We start from the raw sequence: 23,603 nt of genomic DNA on the forward strand, positions 1-23,603 counted from the left end.
TCACCCACCTATTCTTGAACCAATTTCAAATCGATTCCTGACTGTTTTCCTACTTGATTTAACTCACGACGTAGGGAAAACCAACTCTTATTGGTATGTGCTCCTAGGTAAAGGACACCATCTTTGTATCGTATCCAAACCCGACGATGATGCCAATAAAATCCCATCGCTAAGCCAATAAGACAGATAAAACCACCCACAAATATGATAGGTAAGCTCTTATCTATACGAACCAATAAACCTGACGTTGGAATCATCTCAAAGCCAGCTAGTTTAATCACATATTTATTTTCTGGAGTGAGTGCATCGGCGTTCTCTCCAGAAATTACCCAAGAACGCTCACCTTCTTTTTGTCCTTTTTCTTTGACTTCAAAAATAAAAGCAGGTTTAACCACTTCTTGTGACTTAGTGATCGGTCTCCCATTTTCTAAAGCAAAATCGGGATAATACTCTAAAGCTCTCACTTCTAGATTGGAACCGACCGTATACACCTGATTGGGTTTAATATTACCTAGATCCACTAAAAAGGTTCCTTTGGACTGCTGACTCTTTTTATCCATGAGTTTCAGCTTAATCCCTTTTAGATTCGTTTGAGCATCAACTTGAACCAAAAATAAGTCTTTATATTCAAAAGGATGGTTTACAATTGCGGACCCTCGGTGAACCGGTTTTAAGTTTCCGGATGAATCTTGTTGATATAAAATTAACTTGGTTTGATATTTCTTAGGAATCCCTGCAAATTTTCCATCATATTGTTCAACGATGAATTTCTCATTTTTAACGTAGTAAGGTGTATCAGGAACTTTTCTTGTTTGTCCCTCTTGAATATACATGGCTTGATCCAGATACCACCCTGGAATCAAGAAACGTAAAAGAACACCCAATAAAAATATGATGAGACCAATATGGTTAATATAAGGACCCCAACGGCTGATTCGTCCTTTTTCGGCAAGGATCGAATCTCCTTCTTGTCGAATTTGGTAGCGTCGTTTCTTTAGTGCAGTCGTAAGCGCATCAAATTTCTCTTCTTTCTTTTCATCAGCTACCGATTCCTGATAGGAAATACGTTGCCGTAATAGAAAGTCAGTACTTTTCTCTACCTTTTGATTTTTAAGGGCACGATAAAGAGGTATCACACGATCCAGACTACAAATAACAAGTGAGACACCAATCATCGCTAATAAGGTCATAAACCACCAAGAATTATACATATCCGATAAGCCTAACTTATAGAACCATTCTCCCCAAATCCCATACTCCTGAGAATAAAATAGTTCGGGATTACTTGTTGCTGCTACACGCTCTTGTGGTAAGAGTGAACCGATTCCTGCAGCGATCAAAGTAATTAAAATGAGGATAATCGCCACTTTGACAGAGGAGAAAAAACTCCAAACTTGATCAATGAAGTTTTTATGTTTTATCTGTGATCGACGCGCTTTTCCTTCATAGCGCATCTCTTGTTCAATCGTCTTTTTCTCCTTTGTTTCTTCTAAAAGCGGCTTTCCGCAATACTCACATAAAATAGTACCAATGGGGTTGTTATGTCCACATTCACACTTTGTATTTTCAATCATTCCATTCCCCCCATATAAAGTTTAGACTTTGTGAAACTCTAAACTTTATTATATCGCCATATTCTTCATTCACTGATCGTTAAAATTTGAAGATTGTTTGAACATCCAATGAAGTCAATATGCTCTAGTTTAAAAAATCCACAACATAAAAGAAAGCCACTTCCAACTTACAAGTTCTGCTAAAATCTTCTTTTTCTGTGCTTGTCCTTAGTCGAGGAACTGAGCAACTTCTTTAATCGCTGGATTTCTCCTGATGTTAGCTCTCGGGATTGCCCTTTTTTGAGACCTTTTAGTGTAAGAAAAGCCAATCGCGTCCGAATTAGATGGATAACAGGATGACCGATCACTTCACACATACGACGTACTTGCCGATTTCTTCCTTCATGAATCACGATCTCTAATACTGATTTTTTATCATTTCCTTCGAGTATTTTTACTTTGGCTGGAGCTGTTTGTCCATCTTCCAACATAACTCCTTCTCGAAGCTGTGCTAGAGCTTCCTTAGAAGGTCTTCCTTGCACAGTCACTTTATACACTTTATCCATTTCATAACGTGGATGGATTAAGTGATTCGCCAGTTCGCCATCATTCGTAACGAGTAAAAGCCCTTCCGTATCATAGTCCAAACGTCCTACAGGATAAACGCGCTCGGAGATATGACGAAAATAATCGGCCACGACTTTTCTTCCTTGTGGATCATTCATACTTGTAATCACGCGTAGAGGCTTATAAAAAAGAAAGGTTCGCTTCTTTTCCTGTTGTAACTTCTTCCCTTTCACCTCGATTACATCACGTTTCGGATTTACTTTGACTCCCAGTGTTTGGACTACTTGTCCATTTACTTTAACCAAGCCTTTTTGAATCAGCTCTTCACATTGTCGCCTTGAAGCTACACCTGCTTGAGCCATCACTTTTTGTAGTCGTTCCATCTTTGTCACCTCTTAGACATCTTATCCATTATAACCCTTTATCACAAGTGCTAGATCCTATCAGAAAGGTTTTCAATCTTTTTCTCAATAAAATAGCCCCCTCTCAATTAGCTGGTCGTCGCTTTAGATATCATTTTTAAATCAAATGACATAGATATCTCCAAAATAGAGGAAAGGTTCTTACTTTGCCAACCATACAAAGTAAGAACCTTTTCAACTTTCTAGGAAAGCTATTTCTCATATAGACTCTTTTCGATTGGATAACTCCAAGTGGTAAACCTTTTGTCGACCAATCGGACCTACCCTTCTTCTTCCCTTATCCACAAATCCCACTTTCTGATACAAACGTTGGGCAGCTAGATTCTTTTCATTTACTACTAATACAATCTCATCTATCTCATCAAAATGTTCACATACAAACATAGAAAGATTAGACATCGCTTGATAGGCATAGCCTCTGCCTTGATGTATATGATTTATGGATAGTGTACGAAGCAAAAGGGCATGCGGAAAATCGGTAAGTTGTTGAGTATTCTCTGTCTTATGTAAAATAAAAAAGCCAACAGGTGTATCCCCTAGCAAAATGACAACGGGATATTGATTCTGATCCTCTATCGCTTGTTTAAGAATCTCATTGGGAAGAGCTGTATACTGATGTTGTTCCTTAGGAAGTTGGAATGTACTTAGAATCACATCAAATTCAGGCTTATAAAAAGATAGCTGAATAGGCTGACAAGCAGTTTGCATGATTTAATCCCCCTCGTATATCAAGCTAATGATCTAGAGGTTATCCCACAAAAATCCGCTCATATTTCGATTATCGGGCAAATAGTTCCTTTAGACAAGTTAATTAGGAACCAAACACATGATCTATCCCCTATCGATGAGGGAGGATTTTTTAAAGAAAAACCAATGAACAAAAAATCAAAGAGAAAATAAATCCTGCTAAATCAGCCCAGAGTCCTACTTTTAGTGCATACATCGAACGTTTAATCCCAACTGCTCCGAAGTAAACGGTAATAACGTATAATGTCGTGTCTGTACTAGCTTGAATGGTTGAAGCCACCTTCCCAATGAAAGAGTCCGGTCCATAGGTTCTTAAAATACTCTCCACAAAAGCGAGCGAACCTGTTCCCGAAATGGGTCGTAACAAGCCAATTGGTAAAACTTCATCTGGAATGTGAAACCAATGTGCTACTGGCTTTAAGAATTGGAGATAAAATTGCATCGCTCCTGAGTCTCGAAAAATCGCCACTGCTACCATCATACCGACTAAGTGAGGAATGATTTGAATCGCTGTCGGGAAACCTTCTTTTGCACCCTCTATAAAACTTTCATAAATCGGGACTTTTCGAATCAATGCATACAAGGGGATGAAAATCACCAAACAAGGTAACATCCATTTCGATATCGTTGTAATGATCTCATACATTTTTTCATCCCCTTCCTTATTACGAAAATTCTCTAAATCGATTCTATGAATAATTAGCGGTCATGCTTTTATCCTATTCTCCGATGCATTCATATTCGCTACTTATTCCAAGTCCGATACTGGTAATAACGATCGAGTAAAACAGCGAAGGTCGTTGCACAAAATGTAGCTAACAAAGTAGGACCAATGATATCCGTTGGGTCCACAGACTCATACTTCATACGGATACCAATAATTGTTGTTGGAATTAAAGTAAGGCCTGATGTATTTAATGCAAGTAAGGTACACATTGCGGGTGTTGCTATGGTTGGATTTGGATTTAGCTTTTGGAGTTCTTCCATTGCCTTAATGCCCATGGGAGTAGCTGCATTTCCAAGACCAAATAAATTGGCACTCATATTGGATAAAATATAACCCATTGCTGGATGATCTTGTGGTACAGTAGGAAAAAGTAGCTTAGCAACAGGCCGTAGCAACTTAGCGAGTTTTTCAAGCAATCCCGCATCTTTGGCAATGTGCATCATCCCTAGCCAAAACACTAAAATACTAATGAGTCCAATACAGACGGCCACCGCTTCTTTTGCGCCTGTTAAAGCAGCAGTCGTAACCAAATCAATTCTTCCTTGAAGTGCAGCTGCAGTCACACCACTAGCAATCATAAATAGCCAGATATAGTTAATCATGATTTATCCCCCTGTACCATCCATGAAAAAAGAATCTGTTTCCATTTTGAGAAAAAAGTCGATTCTGTTGATCTTTTTACAAGTAAAGGAACAGAGCCTAATAATTGATCATTTAGGTAAATGCGGGCACTGCCAACTGATATATTTTCTTTATCTACCAATTGGAGCGGATAGCTAATAATCGGTTGAATTTGAAATCGTTTATGCTTTTTTTCATCTGCAGTAAGTGGATAACGAAAATCCTCACCAGCAACGAGTTCCAGAGGCTTTTTGTCCTTCATCTTTCGCACAATGACTTGTCCTTTATGTAGGGGAGTAACAAGTTGATACGATCGGAACCCATATTCAAACATTTTTGTAGAATCCAACCAATCATTAGGATCATTGAGTGTGACAGCAACGAGTTGTTGACCATTTTTTGTAGCAGATGTTACCAAAGTACGACCTGCTTGTTTGGTAAACCCCGTTTTCACACCATCAGCATAGGAATACATACGTAATAACTTATTTTTGTTATAAAATTTATGGCGCCACGTTTCTCCTGGCCAAGGTAAAGCGATCACTTTCGTTTTTACTATTTCTCGAAACACAGGGTTTTTTAATGCATAAGATGTTAATATAGCTAAGTCATGAGCAGATGAATAATGATTCGGTTTATCTAATCCATGTGGATTCATAAAATGGGTATTTTTTAAACCTAAGTAAGTCGCTTTCTCATTCATTAGATAGACAAATCCCTCTACAGATCCTCCAATATGTTCAGCAATCGCCATCGCAGCGTCATTTCCTGAACGGAGCATCAGACCATAAAGTAAGGTACGCAAAGGAACTTGATCTCCTGCCTTTAAATAAATAGAAGATCCCTCGATTCCAACTGCTTTAGGACTTACTCTAACAAGCTGATCTAACTCTCCTTTTTCAATAGCAATAATCGCTGTCATAATTTTAGTAAGGCTAGCTACTTTCATAGGCTGATCTGCATTTTTAGCAAAAAGTACTCGATCAGAAGCAACATCCATCAAGATAGCTGCTTGTGCACTAATTTCTGGTTCTTTAGAAGGCTCCGCATAAGCGATCATTTGTTGCATAGGATTGCCCATGAGCCAGACCAAACAAGTTAGCAAACATAAATAAATTTTTTTCATTCCTCTCACCTCACTCACATATAGAGGTTTGTACCAAAAATATATGCAAGTGGGACGAGGTTATGTAAACAAAATAGATAAAATAAAAAAACCCTTAATAGACGGGCTTTGGAAATGATATTTGTTATTTTGAAATGTTTACACTCAAACTAAAACATCCCCAACCACATATGGAGAGGGATGTTGAATTTACAATAAAAGGTCGCTTATTATTTTTGCATTCACTTGCTCCATTTATATTCTTGCTGTTTTCTTAGTACTTTACGCTTAGAAATACTTAACAACCCGATAGATTCTCAGGCTTACTCGCTTCTTTCTGCTGATCTTCTTGCTTTTGTCCTTCTTTGCTCTTCATTCCGTCACCGATTTTATCAATAACTTTGGTGGCTGAGTCGATAATACGATCATACAAGTGCGTATTCCCTTCCAGACTCATGAGTTTAATATTATTTTCACTAACGACAATAAAAGCGACAGGTGTTATCGAGACGCCACCACCGCTACCTCCACCAAATGGATAAGACTTTTGTTGTTGATCTTTTTGTTTTGTTCCATTTTTATCTTGTCCACTGTCGTCACATGTTGAACTTGCATTTTGCTTTTGCTTGGCTCCACTAAATTCACTTCCACCCGCTGCAAATCCAAATCCCACTTTAGATACCGGAATGATAACTTGTCCATCTGGTGTTTCCACAGCTTCACCAATAATCGTATTCACATCAATCATTTCTTTTAAATTTTCCATGGCGGTTTGCATTAAGCCTTGGATTGGATGCTCTGCCACTTTTTGTCCCTCCTCACAAACTGATCCCAAACCAAACGTTTCATGGCAAGGATAGCATGCCCAATTCGAAAGCGAATTATGCTATGAAAGTAGATATCGAACATCGCTTGATGGAATGCAGGCTGTACATTTAACAATGGATATGTTTGCCACTGGATATAGTGACTTATAAAACCTACCAAGGTAGATTTCACTCCCCAAATCATTCCAGTTAGGATTCCAGCTTCCGCCGCATCGCCTGTCCCTACCTTTGTGTGCCAAATCCATTTTTCACAAGTCACCTTACTTAAGAACCAGTTCGTTACTTCGATAAAATCCGTGAAGTGATCAAGTAGCTCTTGATATTTTTCCTTGAAAAATTGAATACTTTTTGGACCGATTTTATCTTCCATACGAGTTTTAGTAATGATATTAGCTTTACTTTTCATATGTATCCCTTGATCCAGCCCTTTAAAATCGAGTTTAGGTAGCTTTAACTGAAAACGTATGAGACCAAATAAAGCTCTTACCTCCACTCGACCTTGATCATTTTCCTTTGTACGCTGATATAAAACTTCGATACGTATGGAAGTAAAGGGAATGATTAGTAAAAAAACTAATAAAATAATGCCTATCCATATAAAAAAATTCACCCCAACCACCTGCCATTATTAGGTATTTTAGGCAAATGATTAGGGATTTTATACAAACCTTCAAATATAGTTAAAAAGAGTAAGTAATTTAAACGACAAGCTCTAAATCTGTCACTTTTCGCTCCTCAGTTTAAAATTATCTAGTTTTTTAGTCGAATTATACTAATTACTTTATTTGGATAGTGCATCTTTAAGAAAGGCTGGCAAAGCAAAACATTGTTGTAACAGATCTTGGCTCACATATTTCGTTTCTTTGTCAAAAGAATGAGCATTTACTTCCTGATACTTTTTCGATCCTAATGTAAAGCTCCACATTCCACCAGGGTAAGTAGGGACAACTGCTGTATAGACACGACTAATCGGGAATAGTTCGTGAAGGTATCCATACGTTTGCTGTAAGATATTCAAATGAAAAACAGGAGATTGGCTTTGACATACCATGATCCCATCCTCTTTAAGTGCTTCCTTGATATTTGCATAGAAGCTCTTCTCAAATAATTGAACGGCTGGACCGATCGGATCAGAAGAATCAACAATAATGACATCATAATGATCTTTATATTTGCTTACATGCTTCAATCCGTCATCAAAGATAAAATTCACACGTGGATCGGACAAGTTTCCTGAAACAGCGGGAAGGTATTCCTGACATGCTTTAACAACCAGCTCATCAATTTCTACCATATCAATCTCTTCGATCTCTGAGTATTTAGCTACTTCACGTGCTGCACCACAGTCCCCACCACCAATTATCAATACTCGTTTAGGATTGGGATGGATGGATAAAGGTACATGAGTAATCATTTCATTATAAATATGTCCGTCTAATGAGGTCGTTTGAACGATTCCATCCAGAACAAGCATTCGGCCAAAAACAGGAGAGTTAACAACCATGACATGCTGGAATGGTGACTTTTCTGAATACAATACATCATCGACCCGATACTGTATTTTCATATTTTCTGCTTCATCTTCAATCAGCCAAGTGCTTCCATCAATCGTTTTTAAGCCTTGTGGATTTTCTACCATGGCTACGGCCTCCTTTTATGTAAATGGTCACACTAAGAATTAATTGTATCAGAATCAAGTAGGTTTTGCAGTATCTTCCACTTTTGAATCCAGCGATTGATGTTCACAAAGTTTTTGAGAATGACTCATTCAAGAGGACATTGCCTAATTCAGCCGCTCATCGTTTTCTCCTGTGCCTTTTTAGTCATAAAAACGATTCGCTTTGATTCCAGAAGTGATCTAGGTTAAGAAGTTCATCCAAAAAGTAGATTGAATGATTCTTCATATAAAAAAGAAGAGTAAAAAATACCCTTCTTGTTCTAACTTTCTAAGACTAATATCTGTCTTTTTGTAACTTTGCTGATATTCTAAATCAGGACTCTCCCCATATGGACACCACGGATGGGCTATGTATTTCATATCAAATAACTATTCTTTACTCTTATTTTTCTTTCTATCCCGTATAAAATATATGATACTGGCTGCTAAACCTACACACGCAGCTATCCCAATCTTTTGGTTTAATTCGAGTGAACTCGAATTTGAAAAAGCTCCTAAGCCAAGGAAAAAATCAAACCAAAAATAATCCCACTAATCACACTCGTAATGATGTTCTTCATAAAATAGCACCCCCATATTTAACATTCAAATTAATATTGATAATAACATGGCAATTCATTTCAACTATTTATTATTGCATAATTATATAACAACTTCTATTCCATGATTCGAAGGAATCACTACAAAAAAAGAAAACGATATGAGTAGTCATCACAAAATACCCCTACCACTTTTTTTATTGTGATTGGGGTATTTTTATAAATGAGGCTCTTTACATAAGCCCCACGTTTATTATTTTTTCACTAACTCTGATTCCATGAGTAGCTGTTTAAAAACAGCAGATACATCCATCTCACCAAATCCAGAGTTAAGAGCATTTGTATAACTTTGATGCGTTGCCATCGTTGCTGGTAGTGCACTCTCCGCCTCTGTTTTTCTAGCCTGCTCTAAAATCAACTCCAAATCTTTATGCATATGTTTTAAAGCAAACGCAATGGGGAATTTTTCTGCCATCAATAATTCTTCTTTAAACCCTATAAAAGGGGAAGCAACGGCTGTCTGTTTCATCATTTGGAGGACTGTTTTTCGGTCCAGATTAAATTTTTCCGCGAGTACTAAGGCTTCTGAGATTCCTTGCATCGTAACGCCCATTAATAAGTTAATAACTAATTTGGCTCGGGAACCACTACCATTTTCACCAAAATAGTACGAAGCTTTTCCTATAGCACTAAAAACAGATTGAAGTGACTCAAAAACTTGTAAATCTCCACCGCCTAAGACAACCAGTCCAGCTCGTTTCGCAGCATTAGAGTCGCCTGAAACAGGTGCATCGATAAAAGAGACTCCTTTTTGCTTCATAGCTGTAGCAATGGTTAGGGAAGTATCTGGGGAGACCGTGCTCATATCTACTAAAATCGTTGTAGGTGCGATGTGCTTCAGTACCCCTTTTTCTCCCAATACGACTTGTTTAACAGCCTCATCATTGGAGAGCATAGTGATTACTATATCTTTATCTTGTACGGTGTGTGCTATGTCCAACCCAATAGAAATTCCTTTTTCTTTTAAAGTGACTATACGTTCTTTCGTACGATTAAATACGGTCACATCAAACCCAGCATTATGTAAATTCAAAGCCATAGGAGCTCCCATTGCTCCTATACCAATGAAACCAATCTTTTTCATTGCACTCCACCCCTAAAACTCTTATTATTTGATTTAAAAAATATTCTATTTATTATAACACAAAATGAGTTTAACATTGAGTATATTGCATCATTCACGTAAAAGCCTAGATCATTTAAAAATTAGAGTGAATCACTTTTGTGTCCGTTATGTCGATTTGGATAAAAATAAATGGTAGTGAAAGCATATTTTTATCACGTGACTGAAGATGTCAATCAGAGATAAGTCCGATGATTCTTAATATATTTTACCACATTTTGGATTCATGCTATGATGATCATATGATACTAGCAGAGGTGAAACTCATGCCCAAACAAGCGTTGGTTTTAGGGGCCACAGGATTAATCGGTCAGGCAATTATGCAGCTCTTATTAGAACATGCTGCTTATGAGAAAGTCCGAATTATCACTCGTCGTCCCATTACATTTTCCCATTCAAAGTTAGAAGCCCATGTTATTCCATTCGATCAGCTCCATCGATATCCTCTCTTATTTCAAGTCGATGAAGTTTATTGTGCCTTAGGAACTACGATCAAAAAAGCCAAAACCAAAGAAAACTTTCGCCTCGTTGACTTTAACTATCCTTATCAAGCTGCAACTATAGCACAAAAGCAAGGCATACAACAATTTTTACTGGTTACTGGTACAGGGGCTAATAAAAATTCTTTCTTTTTTTATAATCGTGTAAAAGGTGAACTGGAGGAAGCTATCCAAAAGCTCAACATTCCAAGTATCCATATCTTTCGTCCGTCTCTTCTACTCGGAAAACGAGATGAATTCCGATCCAAAGAAAAAGTGGCTGAGATCTTCATGAAAATGACTGAATTCCTCATGATAGGTCCACTTACCAAGTATCGTGCAATTCAAGGGGAAGACGTGGCGAAAGCAATGATTCAAGTAGCTAATCAAAATCGGAAAGGATACCAAATCTACGATTCACAAGAAACACAAAAGCTGGCAGATGCGTTTACGATATCATCTTCGTAAAAAACAACAAATCAAAAGAAGAGGATGATTCAAAATAACATACTAAAAACTCGTACTACTTTATAAGTGATACGGACATGTTTAGGGATGGGCTCAACTTGTTTTATCTTTTGAGGTCATCCTCTTCTTATTCTATGAACTATTTTTCTTCTCCATTCGGATATCTTTGATCCAATAATAAATCGTGGTGAAGATAAAAATCCCCACAAACATTTGAATGACAAAACCGGTCATGCGCCCCGTTCCCCTTTCTGTTTGTTCACAGATACAGAGTTATCTAATTCTCTTGTTTGTGCAAAAATCAAAAATAATTTTTTTCGATCCAGCCATAAGAGAATGATACACATTCCAACCATCAATGTACTCAGGTCTTGTACGCCAATTTGATAGCAGTAGTTGACCATCATCACATTAAGCGCAATAGGAAAAAAACAAACTACACCTAGCGTCGCCGTTCGCGGAATCATAATCAAAATTCCTGAAATCACTTCACCTAAACCGATAAAAATTTCATAAATACGTGAATATCCAAAAAATGACCAAGCCATAACAAACCCTTCGCCATTTTTGGTAGCTATTTCTGGAGTGGGTACACCAAATTGCCCTGGATAGAGTTTAGCTAATCCATAAATTAAAAATGTAATGCCTAAAAACAAGCGAAATGTAGTAGGGATCGACTGTGTAAGCACACGTCTAATGCGGCCTGTATTCATTAATATCACCTTATCCTCTATTTCATTTCTAAAAATCTTTGTCGAATTTCTGGAGTTGGAATCATACAACTCTCCTGCTTTCCAAAAAGTTTATAACGATATTTCGCAAACAAGCGGTAGCCTATATCTCGTAGCGGCTTTGGGATAATGATTAACCCATATAAACATTTCCAAAGAAAACCATCCAACTGTCTACATATTTTTAAAATGGCGGTTGATTCTGTATAATAGTGATCGCCTTCAATGAGAATAACTGAATCTAAGGTATGAGAAATCGAATGATCGGATAGTAGTTGTTTGGCAATGGAGGATTGGAGTGATGCAAACCGAAATAACCCCCTTGAATCATGACGAATGACAAATTGAACAGCCCCATTACAAAAGTTACATACACCATCAAACAGGATTACTGCATCATTCTTTGAAATCATTAGGAGAAAACCTCCTTTTCATCAATTGCATTTATTATTCTATCTCAAAAATAGTTAATTTGGGCTTAACTATCCATTAAATCGAGGTTAATTCATTCTTTACTTATAATCCTATATTAAAAAATAGGATTCCTCTTCTATTCCATATCTAAAGAGGAATCCTATTTTATATAGAAATCCTTAATGTAGATTTCCTTTTACTTCTGATGTGTAATGAATCGTTCCGTCCAAATAGCGAATAGCTAAGGCGTACATTGCATCAGGATGGCCCTTTTCTGCTGCTTCGATCAGTAATTTTTCGCCTTCTGACATGTTTTTCCGTAAGGATACTCCATCAACCAAACGCCAGCCCAGTTCATACATCGCGTCTAAATTACCCGCTTTAATCGCAAGGCGAAGCCATTTTTCACCTTCTTCTATATTTTGTTCCATGCCTTTTCCATCTAGTAATCGCCAGCCTAATGCTTTCATCGCCATGGGATATTCTAGATCAGCAGCTTGGCGTAACAGCTTTTCCCCTTCTGCTGGATCTTCTCCATCGATCTTGCCGTCCACGATGAATAGTCCCAAGCAATAGATCGCTTTCGTATCTTTATTTAACATAGCTTGCCTTAGTAACTTTGCTCCCTCTGCACGGTCTGTCGTTGGAGTCATTCCTTCGATGATCCGCCAACCTAATTCACACATGGCAGCCACACTTTGATGAGCAATCGCCTTGCGCAGCCATTTCTCACCTTCCGTCGGGTCCTTCTTGATTCCATCACCATCGATTAAACGCCAACCCAGCTGACACATCGCTGAAGTATATTCTAGTTTTGCCGCTAGACGGAGCCATTTTTCGCCTTCATTTGGTTCATCTTCAGTGATTTCTTGAGATAACATCGACCAGCCTAAATAGTACATCGCATAAGCATCGCCCAGTATGGCCGACTTTTTCAGCCAGCGCTTCCCTTCCTCCATATCCTGATTAAGATTTTTCCCTTCAACGAAACGCCAGCCTAGTTCATACATGGCAATTTCATCACCGGCATCGGCTGCTTTGTATAACCAATTTTTCCCTTCTTCGATATTTTGCTCAACGCCATACCCGTCAACGAGCCGCCAGCCTAATGCACGCATCGCACCGATTTCTCCAGCTTCTGCAGCAGTACGGAGAAATCGTTCTCCTTCTTTGGGGTTCATATGTGGGAGCTTTCCATCTAAGATCCGAAAACCTAGATAATACATCGCTCGCATATCCCCCATTGTCATTGCCTTACGAAGTAGTAGCTCCCCTTCTTCAATATTTTGACGCACTCCCGCACCATCGAGAAAGCGCCAACCCAGTTCACGCATACCATAAACACTATCCATTTCGATCGCACGTAAAATTAAGTTTTGTCCTTCGGTTGGATTTTGAGGAACACCTTTTCCATCAATCAATCGCCAGCCTAGGTTCACCATCGCCCCTACATTACCTGCATCCACTGCTTTTTTAAGCCACTGTGCTCCTTCTTCCTTTTTAGTTGTATAGTCAATGAGGCGCCAACCTAAGTCATTCATAGCTTCTACATGGCCCGCTTCAATTGCCTTTTTAAGCCAATGTTCCCCTTCTTCTTGATCTACTTTCACACCAACCCCATCAAAGAGACGCCAACCTAAGCCACGCATGGCATAAATATATCCAGCCTCAGCAGCTTGTCTTACGCATTTCTCCCCTTCCATTTGATTACGATTGATTCCACTACCATCCAATAAACGCCAGCCTAGTTCATATAAAGCGGGAAGATGACCTGCAGTAGCTGCACGTCGCAACCATTTTTCTCCTTCTTTGGCCATTAGATTGATAGGTTGTTGACTCATCTGCTCCTCCTCTTTTCTATGTGTAATAAATGGTTATCATACTAAACTATTTCAAAATAGGAGTCGTGTCGTTGCCTTATTCGTTTTTTAAAATGGCTAAAAAATACCCCTAATTTTCAATATAACAAATTAGGCAAAACTGAGCTATCCATTCATAAGAAAACACTCGCTGTCCAGCAAGTGTTCTCTAATCTGAATATAGGAAGCTCTAGCTAATCTTTATTTTTTGAGTGTTAGTTTAAATTTGCTCCATGGTTTCAGATATTTGAGTAGAAAAGCTTCTTCAGGTACAACTCGACCGATTACATTGGTTTTACCTGAGTTTTTCATAGGCTGAAGGGCAATTTGTAGCTCCCCTTTATATTGGCCATACAATTCATTGTCAATGAGTAGATCACCCTGTTGAATATCTTCAGTATGATGTGGTGGAAAGTTCTCCGCTTTGTATTTAACCCGACTCTGTGTAGAACGAATCAGGTATTCCGATACATCTCCTCTATAAAAATGGAACTCTTCTAAGACAATTTTTCGTTCGATATCACTAATTCCTTCTACTAACTCAACATTGAGGGTGATTATATCACGATTCACTTGGCTAAGCGCTTTTAACTCTTCTTCTGATGCATATGCATTGGCAATAATCACATCATCAATTAAGCCTGTTGCATATAAATGCTTAGCTTGTACTTCAATCGGTAAATCACGATGCATTTCAAGTGTACATAAGCCTTCAGTAACAGGCCATGGACCAAACGTAGCTGAAGGAGAATTAACAAAAGCTGCTGTACGAATTCCCTTCTCTTTAAACTGCTGACTACACTTGATAAAATGGTCATAAGATAATCCAGAGTAGCGATGCGGATAAAAATTATGACATCCTAATAAGTTATCAAGATTGGCTTGATAGCTGATAATATTATCGATATATTTCGTACCTTGACTCATGTTAATTTCGATTTTGATACCGCTTGGGTTATAAGTCATCGCCGATTCTTCAAGCCCCGTAAATCCAAGATCTAAACGAATTCCATAAGCGCCCATTTCTTGAAAGAAAGATAAATCATTGTAAGAAACGTTCAGTTTACTTAAAACCGGTGGTGCTACATCAATAACAACTTGCATTTCCAATTCATTGGCATAGGAAATGATCTCCTTAAATCGGTGAAAAATCTCATCCTTATTACCCTCTGCTGAAAGTAAACAGGTAAAGATCCGACGAAATCCATATTGGTGTGCTAACTTTATGTATTCTTTATCTCTCTCAGCTGTGGAATGTTCAGGATAAATAGAGATTCCTAGTTGTTTGCTCACTTATGAACCACCTCGCCATAATAGTTATAAAATTTAAAAAGAAAATGAGTCTTCTATACATTTTATCAATATTTATCTATTACGGGCAAAATAAATTATTAAATCTTATGATGCTATTTTTCCTAAGAATTCGTAATGATTACTTAAGAATATTATAATAAACAAAGCCCAAATAAAACAAGTGTGAGTATTTAAGTTATTTTAACTATATGAGGTTGTTGCATTCATCAGCCACTGTTCCCTTCCCCACTCACTTCTGCTAAAGGGGTGGCGCAAATGTCGATCCCATACAAAATGATACGCAATTTCTTTAGCTATGATCTGGATTTTCAATCGAAAGATGCAATATGCTGTATATGATTAAATATAGTTATAGAGTGAGGTAAAAGCAAAAAATGAATTCATTAATCCTCCGTACTGAAAGATTAAACTTAAGAAAAATGAATCCAAACGATGTTACAAATTTAATGGAGATTTTCTCAGATCCTAAAGCTATGAAATATTATCCTTCAACCAAAAACGTAGAGCAGACAATCGAATGGATTGAATGGACAATGAACAATTATACTCAGTATGGTGTAGGCCTATGGATCGTAGAGGATAAGGAAACAGGAGAGTTTTTAGGACAATGTGGGATTGTCCCGCAAGAAATTGATGGAGCCATCGAAATGGAGATTGGTTATCTTTTTGCAAGGCGAGTATGGGGAAATGGGTATGCTACAGAATCAGCTTTAGCTTGTAAGAAATATGGCTTTGAGCAAATGAAATTCAGCAAGATGATTTCTTTAATTGATATAAAGAACCTACCTTCAATTCAAGTTGCTAGGCGCATCGGTATGAACAAGGAAAAGAGGATGATGAAGTGGGGAAAAGAAATATTTGTTTATTCAGTGTTTAATTAATTGAATGATGGTGCAATATAATTTACGCAACATATAAAAAACAAAGGCGTCGGACTCATCTCTGATAACAACACCACTGATAAAAAAGGGACTTCTATTGGTAGGAAGTCCCTTTTTTTCTTATTCTTTATCTCTACTCTATGAAATCCGTCCCAAGTATTCGATCGCTAACTGTCGGTAGAAGAGAATGGATCGTAGATAAGCTTGGATATCAACCCATTCATCAGGCTGATGAGCTAACTGATCATTACCCGGACCATAGATGAGAGTCGGAATTTTACTATGAGGATTTAAAACGGAACCATCTGTATAATAAGAAACACCATACACATTTTCGGCTGAACATTCTTTGATTTTTAATGCCGTTTGAATAATATCAGAGGAGGTAGAACTATAAATGGGGGCACGATCTAATAACATACGTATCTCTGCTCGAAAATCTGGAATTTGTTTGGATAAATCCTCGATCTTCTTGTTTATATCATCGATTAATTCTTGATGGGACTGAGAAGGTACACTTCGAATATCCAAATGCATCACACATCGATCAGGAATCACATTGGTTTGAATTCCACCGTGCATCTGTGTAACAGTGATACTACTTTTACCTAAAATTCGTTCTTCTTTTTTCCACTTCTGCTCATATTTTTTTAGTATTTCTATAAAATGAATCGTATGATCAATCGCATTGATCCCTTGATCTGGCATGGAACCATGAGCCGTTTTTCCGAAGCAAGTTATTTCCAACCAAAGAGCACCTTTATGTCCAATCGCAATTCTCTCGTTGGTTGGCTCCCCAATTACCATCGCATCGATTTCATCTACCCCCATGTTATCCAGATAATTTCGAGCACCACAGCTATCGACTTCTTCACCAGCTGTAGCTAATAAGATGAGGTCACCATCTAAAGAAATTCCATCACGATATAGTGATTCCACAGCGAGTATCATGGCAGCTAAGCCACTTTTCATATCCGATGCACCACGACCATATAAGCGATTGTTGATAATCTTTCCTGAAAAAGGTGGATACGTCCAATGAGAGAGATCACCTATGGTGACGGTATCCATATGACCACAATAGAAAAGTTTTTTCCGTCCCGTTCCAATGAGGCGAATTTCAAGGTTACTTCTTCCTTCTTCCACGTTCATCACTTGCACAGGTATATCCCATCGCTTTAAACGTTTTACTAGCCATTCTGTCACCCGGTGTTCATTTCCGGGTGGATTTGAACTATCAATCTGAATCATTTCTTGTAAAAACTGTATTGCATCGTTCGCATCCACAATCTCACTCATCATGTTTCTCCCCTAATGTATTTTGTTAAGGAGTGAAAATTTTATTTATTTCCCCATTTATATAGGAGCTAAAATTTGCATTTTAAGTGGAGTCACTTTCCACCCATTGACAGGTGCTAAGTCTTGGGAACAAGCCGCTAATGCGATGAGACAGTCTTCCAAAGCTTCTATTTCTACATAATCGCCTGGTTTTGACAAAGGCTCTTCAATAACATAGTCCCAGTTTTCATCCAGTTGGTTATTCATAAACCAGTTAATTGGATCCGGTAAATAGGGCGGATGAAGATGATATTGAGCGATGGCCTTCGTGAGGTTATCATGACAGTTTGGATGGTCCTCTAAACCAAAATCGATTTTATAACGATAGTAATCGCAAGCTGCAAAGAAAAAATCATGTCTACCCACTGTATCTTTTACTAACTGCATCAGAGGTCTCCGCCGATTACTATACAAATAGTCGCCTTCTTTTAGACGAATACTACTTAGACATGTACGCATATGGACGGGAGAAACATGCTCAGTCAGATCATTAAGATTAAAACAAATAAAGTCGCCGACTTGCTTTCCTTCTATATCGATAATGCAAAGGCGTTCACCTTTTCGAATACGAGTAGCCCGTCCTTCGTAACCTGGAACCATAATTTCTTCGCGAATACGATATCTACTCACTGCCTCTACCTCCTAACTGGGCTCTTAAGAGTCTAATAATGCCACTGCACGAATGGGTGAGCCTGTCCCTTTACGAATTTTAAGCGGTAAACCAAAGTATACAAACCGTTTGCCTGCTACTTGATCTAAATTACACAAGTTTTCAGTATTGGTTATTTTATATTCTCTACAAATTAAATGACCGGAATATTTGGTATCATCTGGTTTATCGATCCCGGGAGCATCAATTCCGATGTTAACGGTTCCTTTTTCGGCTAACCATTTAGCTGCTTGATAGTTTAGTCCCGCATGTCTGTTTAACCATTCGTCCGTTTCATAGGCACGATTCCAGTGACCTGTATATAGTAGTACGATATCTCCTTTTTCAATGGTTAAGCCAGATCGATTCAGAGCTGTTTGAAGATGTTCAGGAGTGATATATTCATCTGGTGATACAAAAGATAAGTCTAAACAAATAGCCGGACCATAAAAAAATTCTAAAGGCATATCATTAATGTAATCACCGTTCGGATCATATTCATAAGTAGCATCACTGTGGGTAGTACCATGTTCATTGATCAATAAATTATTCGTAGCAAAAGGAAAACCGATTTTAGCGATACTTTCTTCGTGTGTCATATTGGGGAAGATCATCGTTTTTTGATGGAGTCCCCAGACAGGGGCTCCCTGATAGATTTCAAGAGACAAGTCAACTAAACGTACACCTTGTTGAAACAAAAAGGTCCCCTCCTTAAATTAAAGTTGGTATTACTTTAAATTGATCGACTTCGATCAAACCATAGTCTGTGATTTTCCATTTTGGACTTGTAATCAGTGATAAGAAAGATAAATGCATAAATGGTGCATGGAGAGTACAACCTAGTTCTGTTTCTGCCAATTGGGTAAGTTCAGCAATTTTTTCACTTAACTCTTTTCCTGTTAACTCATCGGAAATAAGTCCTCCTACACGGAGTGGTAAGTCACCGATCACTTTTCCTTCTTTGATCATGGCAAGTCCACCACCCATCGCAATCACACGATTGACAGCGAGCACCATATCTTCATAATTAGTCCCGGTCACAATGATGTTATGAGTATCATGAGCGACCGACTCCGCCATCGCCCCTTCTTTGATACGCATACCATGTACAAATGTTTTACCGATTTTACCACTACGACCATGACGTTCGATCATGTAGATGGGTAGAACATCACGACTAACATCAGGTTGAATAATTCCATTCGAAACACTCATATCAAACTCAAGAGCCCCTGTTAAGTTTTGGTCTGGAATCACTTCGATCGCTCGGACACGCGCCCGATGACCACTCGCACGAATATATAGATCCTCTACTTTTATCGGTTTACGTTTGATCGAGTTTTTCACTGTGTCAGGATAGGTATATGAAGGAATATCGATCACAAGTTCACCATGTTCTGCGACCTTTTTCCCTCTTAAATAAACAGCATCGACTCGCATTTGTTCTAAGTCACTAATGATCGCGATATCTGCATACCGACCTGGTAAAAGCGCTCCTACATCTTCGAAACCAAAATGGGTGGCAGGATTAATCGTAGCCATTTGAATGGCTTCGACTGGATCTACTCCTTGGGCAATCGTTCGCCGAACAATATCATTCATATGACCGTACTTAATCAAGTCATCAGGTACCATGTCATCAGAAACCAATACCGCATTGCGAGAATCAAGTCCTTCTTCCGTGATCGCCCGGATACACTCAGCCATGTTACGTTGAGAAGAACCTTCACGCATAAAGACGGTAATTCCATATCGTAATTTTTCAACCATTTCTTCTTTCTCCGTGGTTTCGTGACAAGATACATGACCTCCACCACTTATAATGTGAGCTGCTAAATCTTCATTATATAATCCTGGACAGTTCCCTTCGACTGTTTTGCCGATACTTTTCGCATAAGCTACAGAGGTTAGCTGATCATCCAATACTTCAGGAGTATGCTCAAATACAGGGCGTACGTTGGCAAAGCCCTGTATTTCTCCAATTCCTTGTACATATGGATCATTGAGTAGCTCTTCCATGTCTTTGGAAGTTACATCATAACCAGCCGTTTCCAAGCCGGGGACATCCGGAGTTAAGCAGGGAACTGTAAACAAAACATGATTGGGTAAGGTTTTGGCTTCTTCAATCATCGCTTTCATCCCTACCACTCCTAGTACATTTCCGATTTCATGCGGGTCTGCTACCAGTGTGGTGGTTCCTGTAGGAATGGATAGTTTGGAAAACTCCGTCACTGTTAACATGGCACTTTCAAAGTGCATATGTGAATCAATAAATCCTGGACTAATAAATTTACCTTGTACGTTTTCAATCATTGTTTTTGGACCGATTAATTTTGAAGCATCACCAACTAATAAGATTCGCTGCCCGAGAATAGCTACATCGGCTGCATAGATTTCCCGGGTAATGACATTAATGACATATCCACCTTGTAGTACAACATCCGCATATTTCCCTTCGCCTAACAATGTTTCAATTAACATTCGCCATTCGATGGCTTTTTTTATTTGCGAAGTTTTCATGATGTATCTCCTTTCTACTCCCCTTGTTAGAAACCTACCGGAACGTAATCTTCCTTCCGATATGTCTTTTACCCACTTAAACCTTCTATACTATCAATAATTCCGACAATAGCGGCATCACAAGGAGCTTCCGGTTTGGACATCGCTCTTGCAGCAACGCTTCCTGTTACAAAAATGACTAATTCTCCGATCCCCGCCCCAACCGTATCAACTGCAATAATTGGCTGACCAATTAAGCTACCATCCATAGAAATGGGCTGTGTAATCAGTAATTTTGTTCCGACCAATCGTTCATCTTTTCTTGTGGCAATCGCTAGTCCAATCACTTTTCCCATTTGCATAAGATCTTCCCCTTATTTTCGAATAATTTGGATGTAGCTTTCGGCAGCTAAATCGGCAGCCAATGGAGTGACAAGTGTACTCTTTCCAATGATTAGGCTATTCTGATGGTCTAACCGTGCTTGACGAATATCTTCACTGGTTAATACTTGTTTCTTCGAATAAGTATCACTGTTTAACCATTCTTCAATTTGACTTACCTCGATGAGCGAAATTCCTAAATTACGTAACTGATCCAACTGTCTACGCATCTGCTGTTTTAAAAGGGGAGGGGATGATATCCTGCGATCTCCCCCTTTAGTGTGATTCGAATCGATTGCCATGTTTACAGCTGCTACTTGTTTTCCAGATAAAAGCGCCCATAGGATGAGCTGTACAAAAGGATGATCATCTTCTAATTGAACTAATTTAGAGATCAACGAAAATGATAAGACAGGAATAAGTAAATGACTAAATCGATTTTTGCTTTCCTCAAACCAATTCATCATCCATAGTGGATCTTCCATTTTCAATGGAGTAACGCTCAAATTCCACTCCGTAGATATCCTCGCATATTGATCAGACCAAATCTCTAAGCAAGCTTTCTCTTTTTTTACTGCTTCAAGAGCTTGGAGTCCTTGCTCAAGCCCAGTGATATGATAAGTAAGCAGTGCTAAAACCTTGGGTATTCTTACTACCTCATGCTCTCGACCACGGTAATATAATTGAAGTAAAATTTCCCGAAACAACGTATTTCCTGTCATATTCATTGTTTAGATCATTCTTTTCCTTTGCTTAGGAGCGCTCTTTCTACTTCAGTATGAGGACGTGGAATGACATGTACGGATACTAATTCTCCAACACGGCTAGCCGCACTAGCTCCAGCATCTGTTGCTGCTTTAACTGCTCCAACATCTCCTCTTACCATCACTGTTACCAAACCAAAACCAATTTTTTCATAACCACAAATTTGCACATTGGCCGCTTTTACCATGGCATCGGCTGCTTCAATCGCTCCTACTAAACCCTTAGTTTCAATTAAACCTAATGCTTCACTCATTTTTAGTCCTCCCTTGTTATTGGATCAATGAATGATCCGTTGTCATGTTTTACATAAAAATGGGCTTTTACCTAAGGCATATTTTTCAGTAGACTGATGGTGTCAGGAAAAGTATTCGGACATCCTCTATTTACTCTTATTACTTCTATTTCTTTTCTTTTTGACTTCACCCGATGGGTCTTTTTCCGCTTTAGCAAGATCCTCTTTTTCTACAGAGGGATCGTCTATATTTTCCGTTTTCAACTCTTCGTTTGGCTCTGCTACTTCTTTAGTTTCTTCTACATCTACTTCTTCTTTTTTCTCTTTCATGAGAAACTGGGAAACAATTTTATCGCTTACTTCATTATGTGCTCGAGGGATTACATGAGCAGAAACGACTTTACCCACTTGCTCCCCTACCTCCTTACCAGCTTGTACTGCAGCAGTGACTGCAGCAACATCGCCACTTAAGTGAATGGTCACCCCTAAGGCTTGACCTACACCAATAATCCGTTCCATACCGACTAACGTTACATTGGCTGCTTTTAAAGCGGCGTCGGCTGCGGAAATCGCCGTTGTATAACCGATCGTTTCAATGAGTCCTAAAGCTTGTTGGTTCATCTTACCCTCCCCTTAATTAGTCTGCAATCAGTCTGTCTGCTTCTTGTTTCAATGAGGTGATCATATTTTTAATTACTTCTTGTTCACCTTGGATCAAGAGATAATTGGATTCAATCCGAAAGCGCAATGAAGAGGGGCGTTTTTGCTTAAACAGCCGGTCCATCAGCCCGACTCCATGGAAAACATTGATTCCATCAAGTACAGCCACTGCTTCTTGGTTTTGCAGTCTAAGACTTTGAACTAAGAAGCGAGTCGGTGTCGGTTGAAAATAAGATGTGACTCCTTGAATGACCCGACGGTTTAGCCTTAGATAAATTTCTTTTACAACCTTTTGAATTTCCTGTGCATGACTACCTACCACTCGAAAGACAAATGGGAATTCATCAGTTTGGCAACTTTCCGTATTATAAGCCAATTGCGGGAATTCCTTCATAACTTCATCAATATAAAAAAGTTGTCCTGGCGAAAAGCAACTAACCGCTACAATTCCTACAGCATCGCTCTTTTTTTCTTTCATTTGGAGGTAAGAAGCTAAACTTTCTTCCAGTTGTGGGAAGAACCATACAATACTTCCATCTCTCGTTTTTCCAATAAATTGCGCTATATCTGTTGAAGCTTGAGCAGAAATTTTGCCCCCGATAGACTGTGAAAGTGAAAGTTTTTGTAAAGGAGATAGTGCTTTTTCTACCAAAGATCCTGGAACTTGATTTGGCTTTTTCTCTAGGACAGATGAAATCATTTGGTTCGTAGATGGTGCTGAAACCGTATTTGATGAGAGTCGATTTAAAGTTTGGGTTGCACCTTTTGATACTGATCCCGAACCATTTGCCAGTGGTGATAAACGCTGCTTGATCTTTTCTTTCTGATAGTTAGGTCGTTGAATATTAGGAAGCTGATTACCCTGCTTGCTTTGCCCTAGTGATGGAGAAGTAGCATTTGATTCATTTTTTCCTAAAATGCCATTTACGAGATTTCTCATAAAATCTGACAATCTAAGTCACCT

General features: G+C 38.6%; 25 protein-coding genes. 2 read left to right on the forward strand and 23 right to left on the reverse strand.

What is annotated here, in order from left to right:
- Window positions 1-8: 8 nt before the first annotated feature.
- From resB to DL897_RS13515, 10 genes are all read right to left on the reverse strand, one after another.
- Window positions 9-1,574, reverse strand: coding sequence for a cytochrome c biogenesis protein ResB (gene resB / locus DL897_RS13465; RefSeq protein WP_113659674.1), 1,566 nt, complete (start codon window positions 1,572-1,574; stop codon window positions 9-11).
- A gap of 179 nt (window positions 1,575-1,753) precedes the next feature.
- Window positions 1,754-2,503: a pseudouridine synthase gene (locus DL897_RS13470; RefSeq protein ID WP_113659675.1), complete on the reverse strand. Its 750-nt coding sequence runs from the start codon at window positions 2,501-2,503 to the stop codon at window positions 1,754-1,756.
- Window positions 2,504-2,740: 237 nt separating this feature from the next.
- Window positions 2,741-3,250, reverse strand: coding sequence for a GNAT family N-acetyltransferase (locus DL897_RS13475; protein ID WP_113659676.1), 510 nt, complete (start codon window positions 3,248-3,250; stop codon window positions 2,741-2,743).
- Between the two features lie 151 nt (window positions 3,251-3,401).
- Window positions 3,402-3,935 carry a spore maturation protein gene (locus tag DL897_RS13485; protein ID WP_113659678.1) on the reverse strand — a complete coding sequence of 178 codons (534 nt, stop codon included), beginning with the start codon at window positions 3,933-3,935 and terminating at the stop codon, window positions 3,402-3,404.
- 98 nt (window positions 3,936-4,033) lie between these two features.
- The gene (locus DL897_RS13490) at window positions 4,034-4,618 is read right to left on the reverse strand and encodes a nucleoside recognition domain-containing protein (protein WP_113659679.1); all 585 of its coding nucleotides are present in this window, start codon (window positions 4,616-4,618) and stop codon (window positions 4,034-4,036) included.
- Window positions 4,615-5,763: a D-alanyl-D-alanine carboxypeptidase family protein gene (locus DL897_RS13495; RefSeq protein WP_113659680.1), complete on the reverse strand. Its 1,149-nt coding sequence runs from the start codon at window positions 5,761-5,763 to the stop codon at window positions 4,615-4,617. Before DL897_RS13495 ends, DL897_RS13490 begins: the two co-directional genes overlap by 4 nt.
- Before the next feature lie 277 nt (window positions 5,764-6,040).
- Entirely contained in the window at window positions 6,041-6,547 is a 507-nt protein-coding gene (gene ytfJ / locus DL897_RS13500; RefSeq protein ID WP_113659681.1) for a GerW family sporulation protein, read from the reverse strand.
- Window positions 6,520-7,179: a DUF2953 domain-containing protein gene (locus DL897_RS13505; RefSeq protein ID WP_113659682.1), complete on the reverse strand. Its 660-nt coding sequence runs from the start codon at window positions 7,177-7,179 to the stop codon at window positions 6,520-6,522. Before DL897_RS13505 ends, ytfJ begins: the two co-directional genes overlap by 28 nt.
- 171 nt (window positions 7,180-7,350) lie before the next feature.
- Window positions 7,351-8,208 carry a polyamine aminopropyltransferase gene (gene speE / locus DL897_RS13510; RefSeq protein WP_113659683.1) on the reverse strand — a complete coding sequence of 286 codons (858 nt, stop codon included), beginning with the start codon at window positions 8,206-8,208 and terminating at the stop codon, window positions 7,351-7,353.
- An 831-nt stretch (window positions 8,209-9,039) separates the two neighbouring features.
- Window positions 9,040-9,930: an NAD(P)-dependent oxidoreductase gene (locus DL897_RS13515; protein WP_113659684.1), complete on the reverse strand. Its 891-nt coding sequence runs from the start codon at window positions 9,928-9,930 to the stop codon at window positions 9,040-9,042.
- A gap of 305 nt (window positions 9,931-10,235) precedes the next feature.
- Here DL897_RS13515 and DL897_RS13520 point away from each other — a divergent pair, with 305 nt between their 5' ends.
- Window positions 10,236-10,916, forward strand: coding sequence for an oxidoreductase (locus DL897_RS13520; RefSeq protein WP_240627443.1), 681 nt, complete (start codon window positions 10,236-10,238; stop codon window positions 10,914-10,916).
- Between the two features lie 230 nt (window positions 10,917-11,146).
- Here DL897_RS13520 and DL897_RS13525 read toward each other — a convergent pair whose 3' ends face one another.
- From DL897_RS13525 to DL897_RS13540, 4 genes are all read right to left on the reverse strand, one after another.
- Window positions 11,147-11,629: a hypothetical protein gene (locus tag DL897_RS13525; protein WP_113659685.1), complete on the reverse strand. Its 483-nt coding sequence runs from the start codon at window positions 11,627-11,629 to the stop codon at window positions 11,147-11,149.
- 17 nt (window positions 11,630-11,646) lie between these two features.
- Window positions 11,647-12,060: a thiol-disulfide oxidoreductase DCC family protein gene (locus DL897_RS13530; RefSeq protein ID WP_113659686.1), complete on the reverse strand. Its 414-nt coding sequence runs from the start codon at window positions 12,058-12,060 to the stop codon at window positions 11,647-11,649.
- A 180-nt stretch (window positions 12,061-12,240) separates the two neighbouring features.
- Complete coding sequence (locus tag DL897_RS13535) at window positions 12,241-13,902, reverse strand: tetratricopeptide repeat protein (protein ID WP_113659687.1); 1,662 nt, start codon at window positions 13,900-13,902, stop codon at window positions 12,241-12,243.
- A gap of 219 nt (window positions 13,903-14,121) precedes the next feature.
- Window positions 14,122-15,213: a DUF871 domain-containing protein gene (locus DL897_RS13540; RefSeq protein ID WP_113659688.1), complete on the reverse strand. Its 1,092-nt coding sequence runs from the start codon at window positions 15,211-15,213 to the stop codon at window positions 14,122-14,124.
- A gap of 395 nt (window positions 15,214-15,608) precedes the next feature.
- Between DL897_RS13540 and DL897_RS13545 the strand changes: the two genes are divergently transcribed.
- Window positions 15,609-16,115, forward strand: a complete 507-nt coding sequence (locus DL897_RS13545) for a GNAT family N-acetyltransferase (RefSeq protein WP_113659689.1) — start codon at window positions 15,609-15,611, stop codon at window positions 16,113-16,115.
- Between the two features lie 138 nt (window positions 16,116-16,253).
- Here the strand turns inward: DL897_RS13545 and DL897_RS13550 are convergent, their stop codons facing one another.
- The 9 genes from DL897_RS13550 to DL897_RS13590 form a co-directional block, all read right to left on the reverse strand.
- Window positions 16,254-17,414: a M20 family metallopeptidase gene (locus DL897_RS13550; protein ID WP_113659690.1), complete on the reverse strand. Its 1,161-nt coding sequence runs from the start codon at window positions 17,412-17,414 to the stop codon at window positions 16,254-16,256.
- Between the two features lie 57 nt (window positions 17,415-17,471).
- Complete coding sequence (locus DL897_RS13555) at window positions 17,472-18,083, reverse strand: DUF1989 domain-containing protein (protein WP_240627444.1); 612 nt, start codon at window positions 18,081-18,083, stop codon at window positions 17,472-17,474.
- Window positions 18,084-18,107: 24 nt separating this feature from the next.
- Window positions 18,108-18,800 carry a cyclase family protein gene (locus tag DL897_RS13560; RefSeq protein WP_113659691.1) on the reverse strand — a complete coding sequence of 231 codons (693 nt, stop codon included), beginning with the start codon at window positions 18,798-18,800 and terminating at the stop codon, window positions 18,108-18,110.
- Window positions 18,801-18,813: 13 nt separating this feature from the next.
- On the reverse strand, window positions 18,814-20,622 hold the full coding sequence (locus DL897_RS13565; protein WP_113659692.1) for an adenine deaminase: 1,809 nt from the start codon (window positions 20,620-20,622) through the stop codon (window positions 18,814-18,816).
- Window positions 20,623-20,690: 68 nt separating this feature from the next.
- Window positions 20,691-20,963, reverse strand: coding sequence for a EutN/CcmL family microcompartment protein (locus tag DL897_RS13570; RefSeq protein ID WP_113659693.1), 273 nt, complete (start codon window positions 20,961-20,963; stop codon window positions 20,691-20,693).
- A 12-nt stretch (window positions 20,964-20,975) separates the two neighbouring features.
- Window positions 20,976-21,710 carry a hypothetical protein gene (locus DL897_RS13575; RefSeq protein ID WP_113659694.1) on the reverse strand — a complete coding sequence of 245 codons (735 nt, stop codon included), beginning with the start codon at window positions 21,708-21,710 and terminating at the stop codon, window positions 20,976-20,978.
- A gap of 8 nt (window positions 21,711-21,718) precedes the next feature.
- Window positions 21,719-22,000 carry a BMC domain-containing protein gene (locus DL897_RS13580; RefSeq protein ID WP_113659695.1) on the reverse strand — a complete coding sequence of 94 codons (282 nt, stop codon included), beginning with the start codon at window positions 21,998-22,000 and terminating at the stop codon, window positions 21,719-21,721.
- 126 nt (window positions 22,001-22,126) lie between these two features.
- Entirely contained in the window at window positions 22,127-22,600 is a 474-nt protein-coding gene (locus tag DL897_RS18905) for a BMC domain-containing protein (RefSeq protein WP_113659696.1), read from the reverse strand.
- Between the two features lie 16 nt (window positions 22,601-22,616).
- The gene (locus tag DL897_RS13590; RefSeq protein WP_113659697.1) at window positions 22,617-23,591 is read right to left on the reverse strand and encodes a hypothetical protein; all 975 of its coding nucleotides are present in this window, start codon (window positions 23,589-23,591) and stop codon (window positions 22,617-22,619) included.
- Window positions 23,592-23,603: the final 12 nt, after the last annotated feature.

The organism is Thermoflavimicrobium daqui (assembly GCF_003313465.1).
GTDB lineage: Bacteria > Bacillota > Bacilli > Thermoactinomycetales > Thermoactinomycetaceae > Thermoflavimicrobium > Thermoflavimicrobium daqui.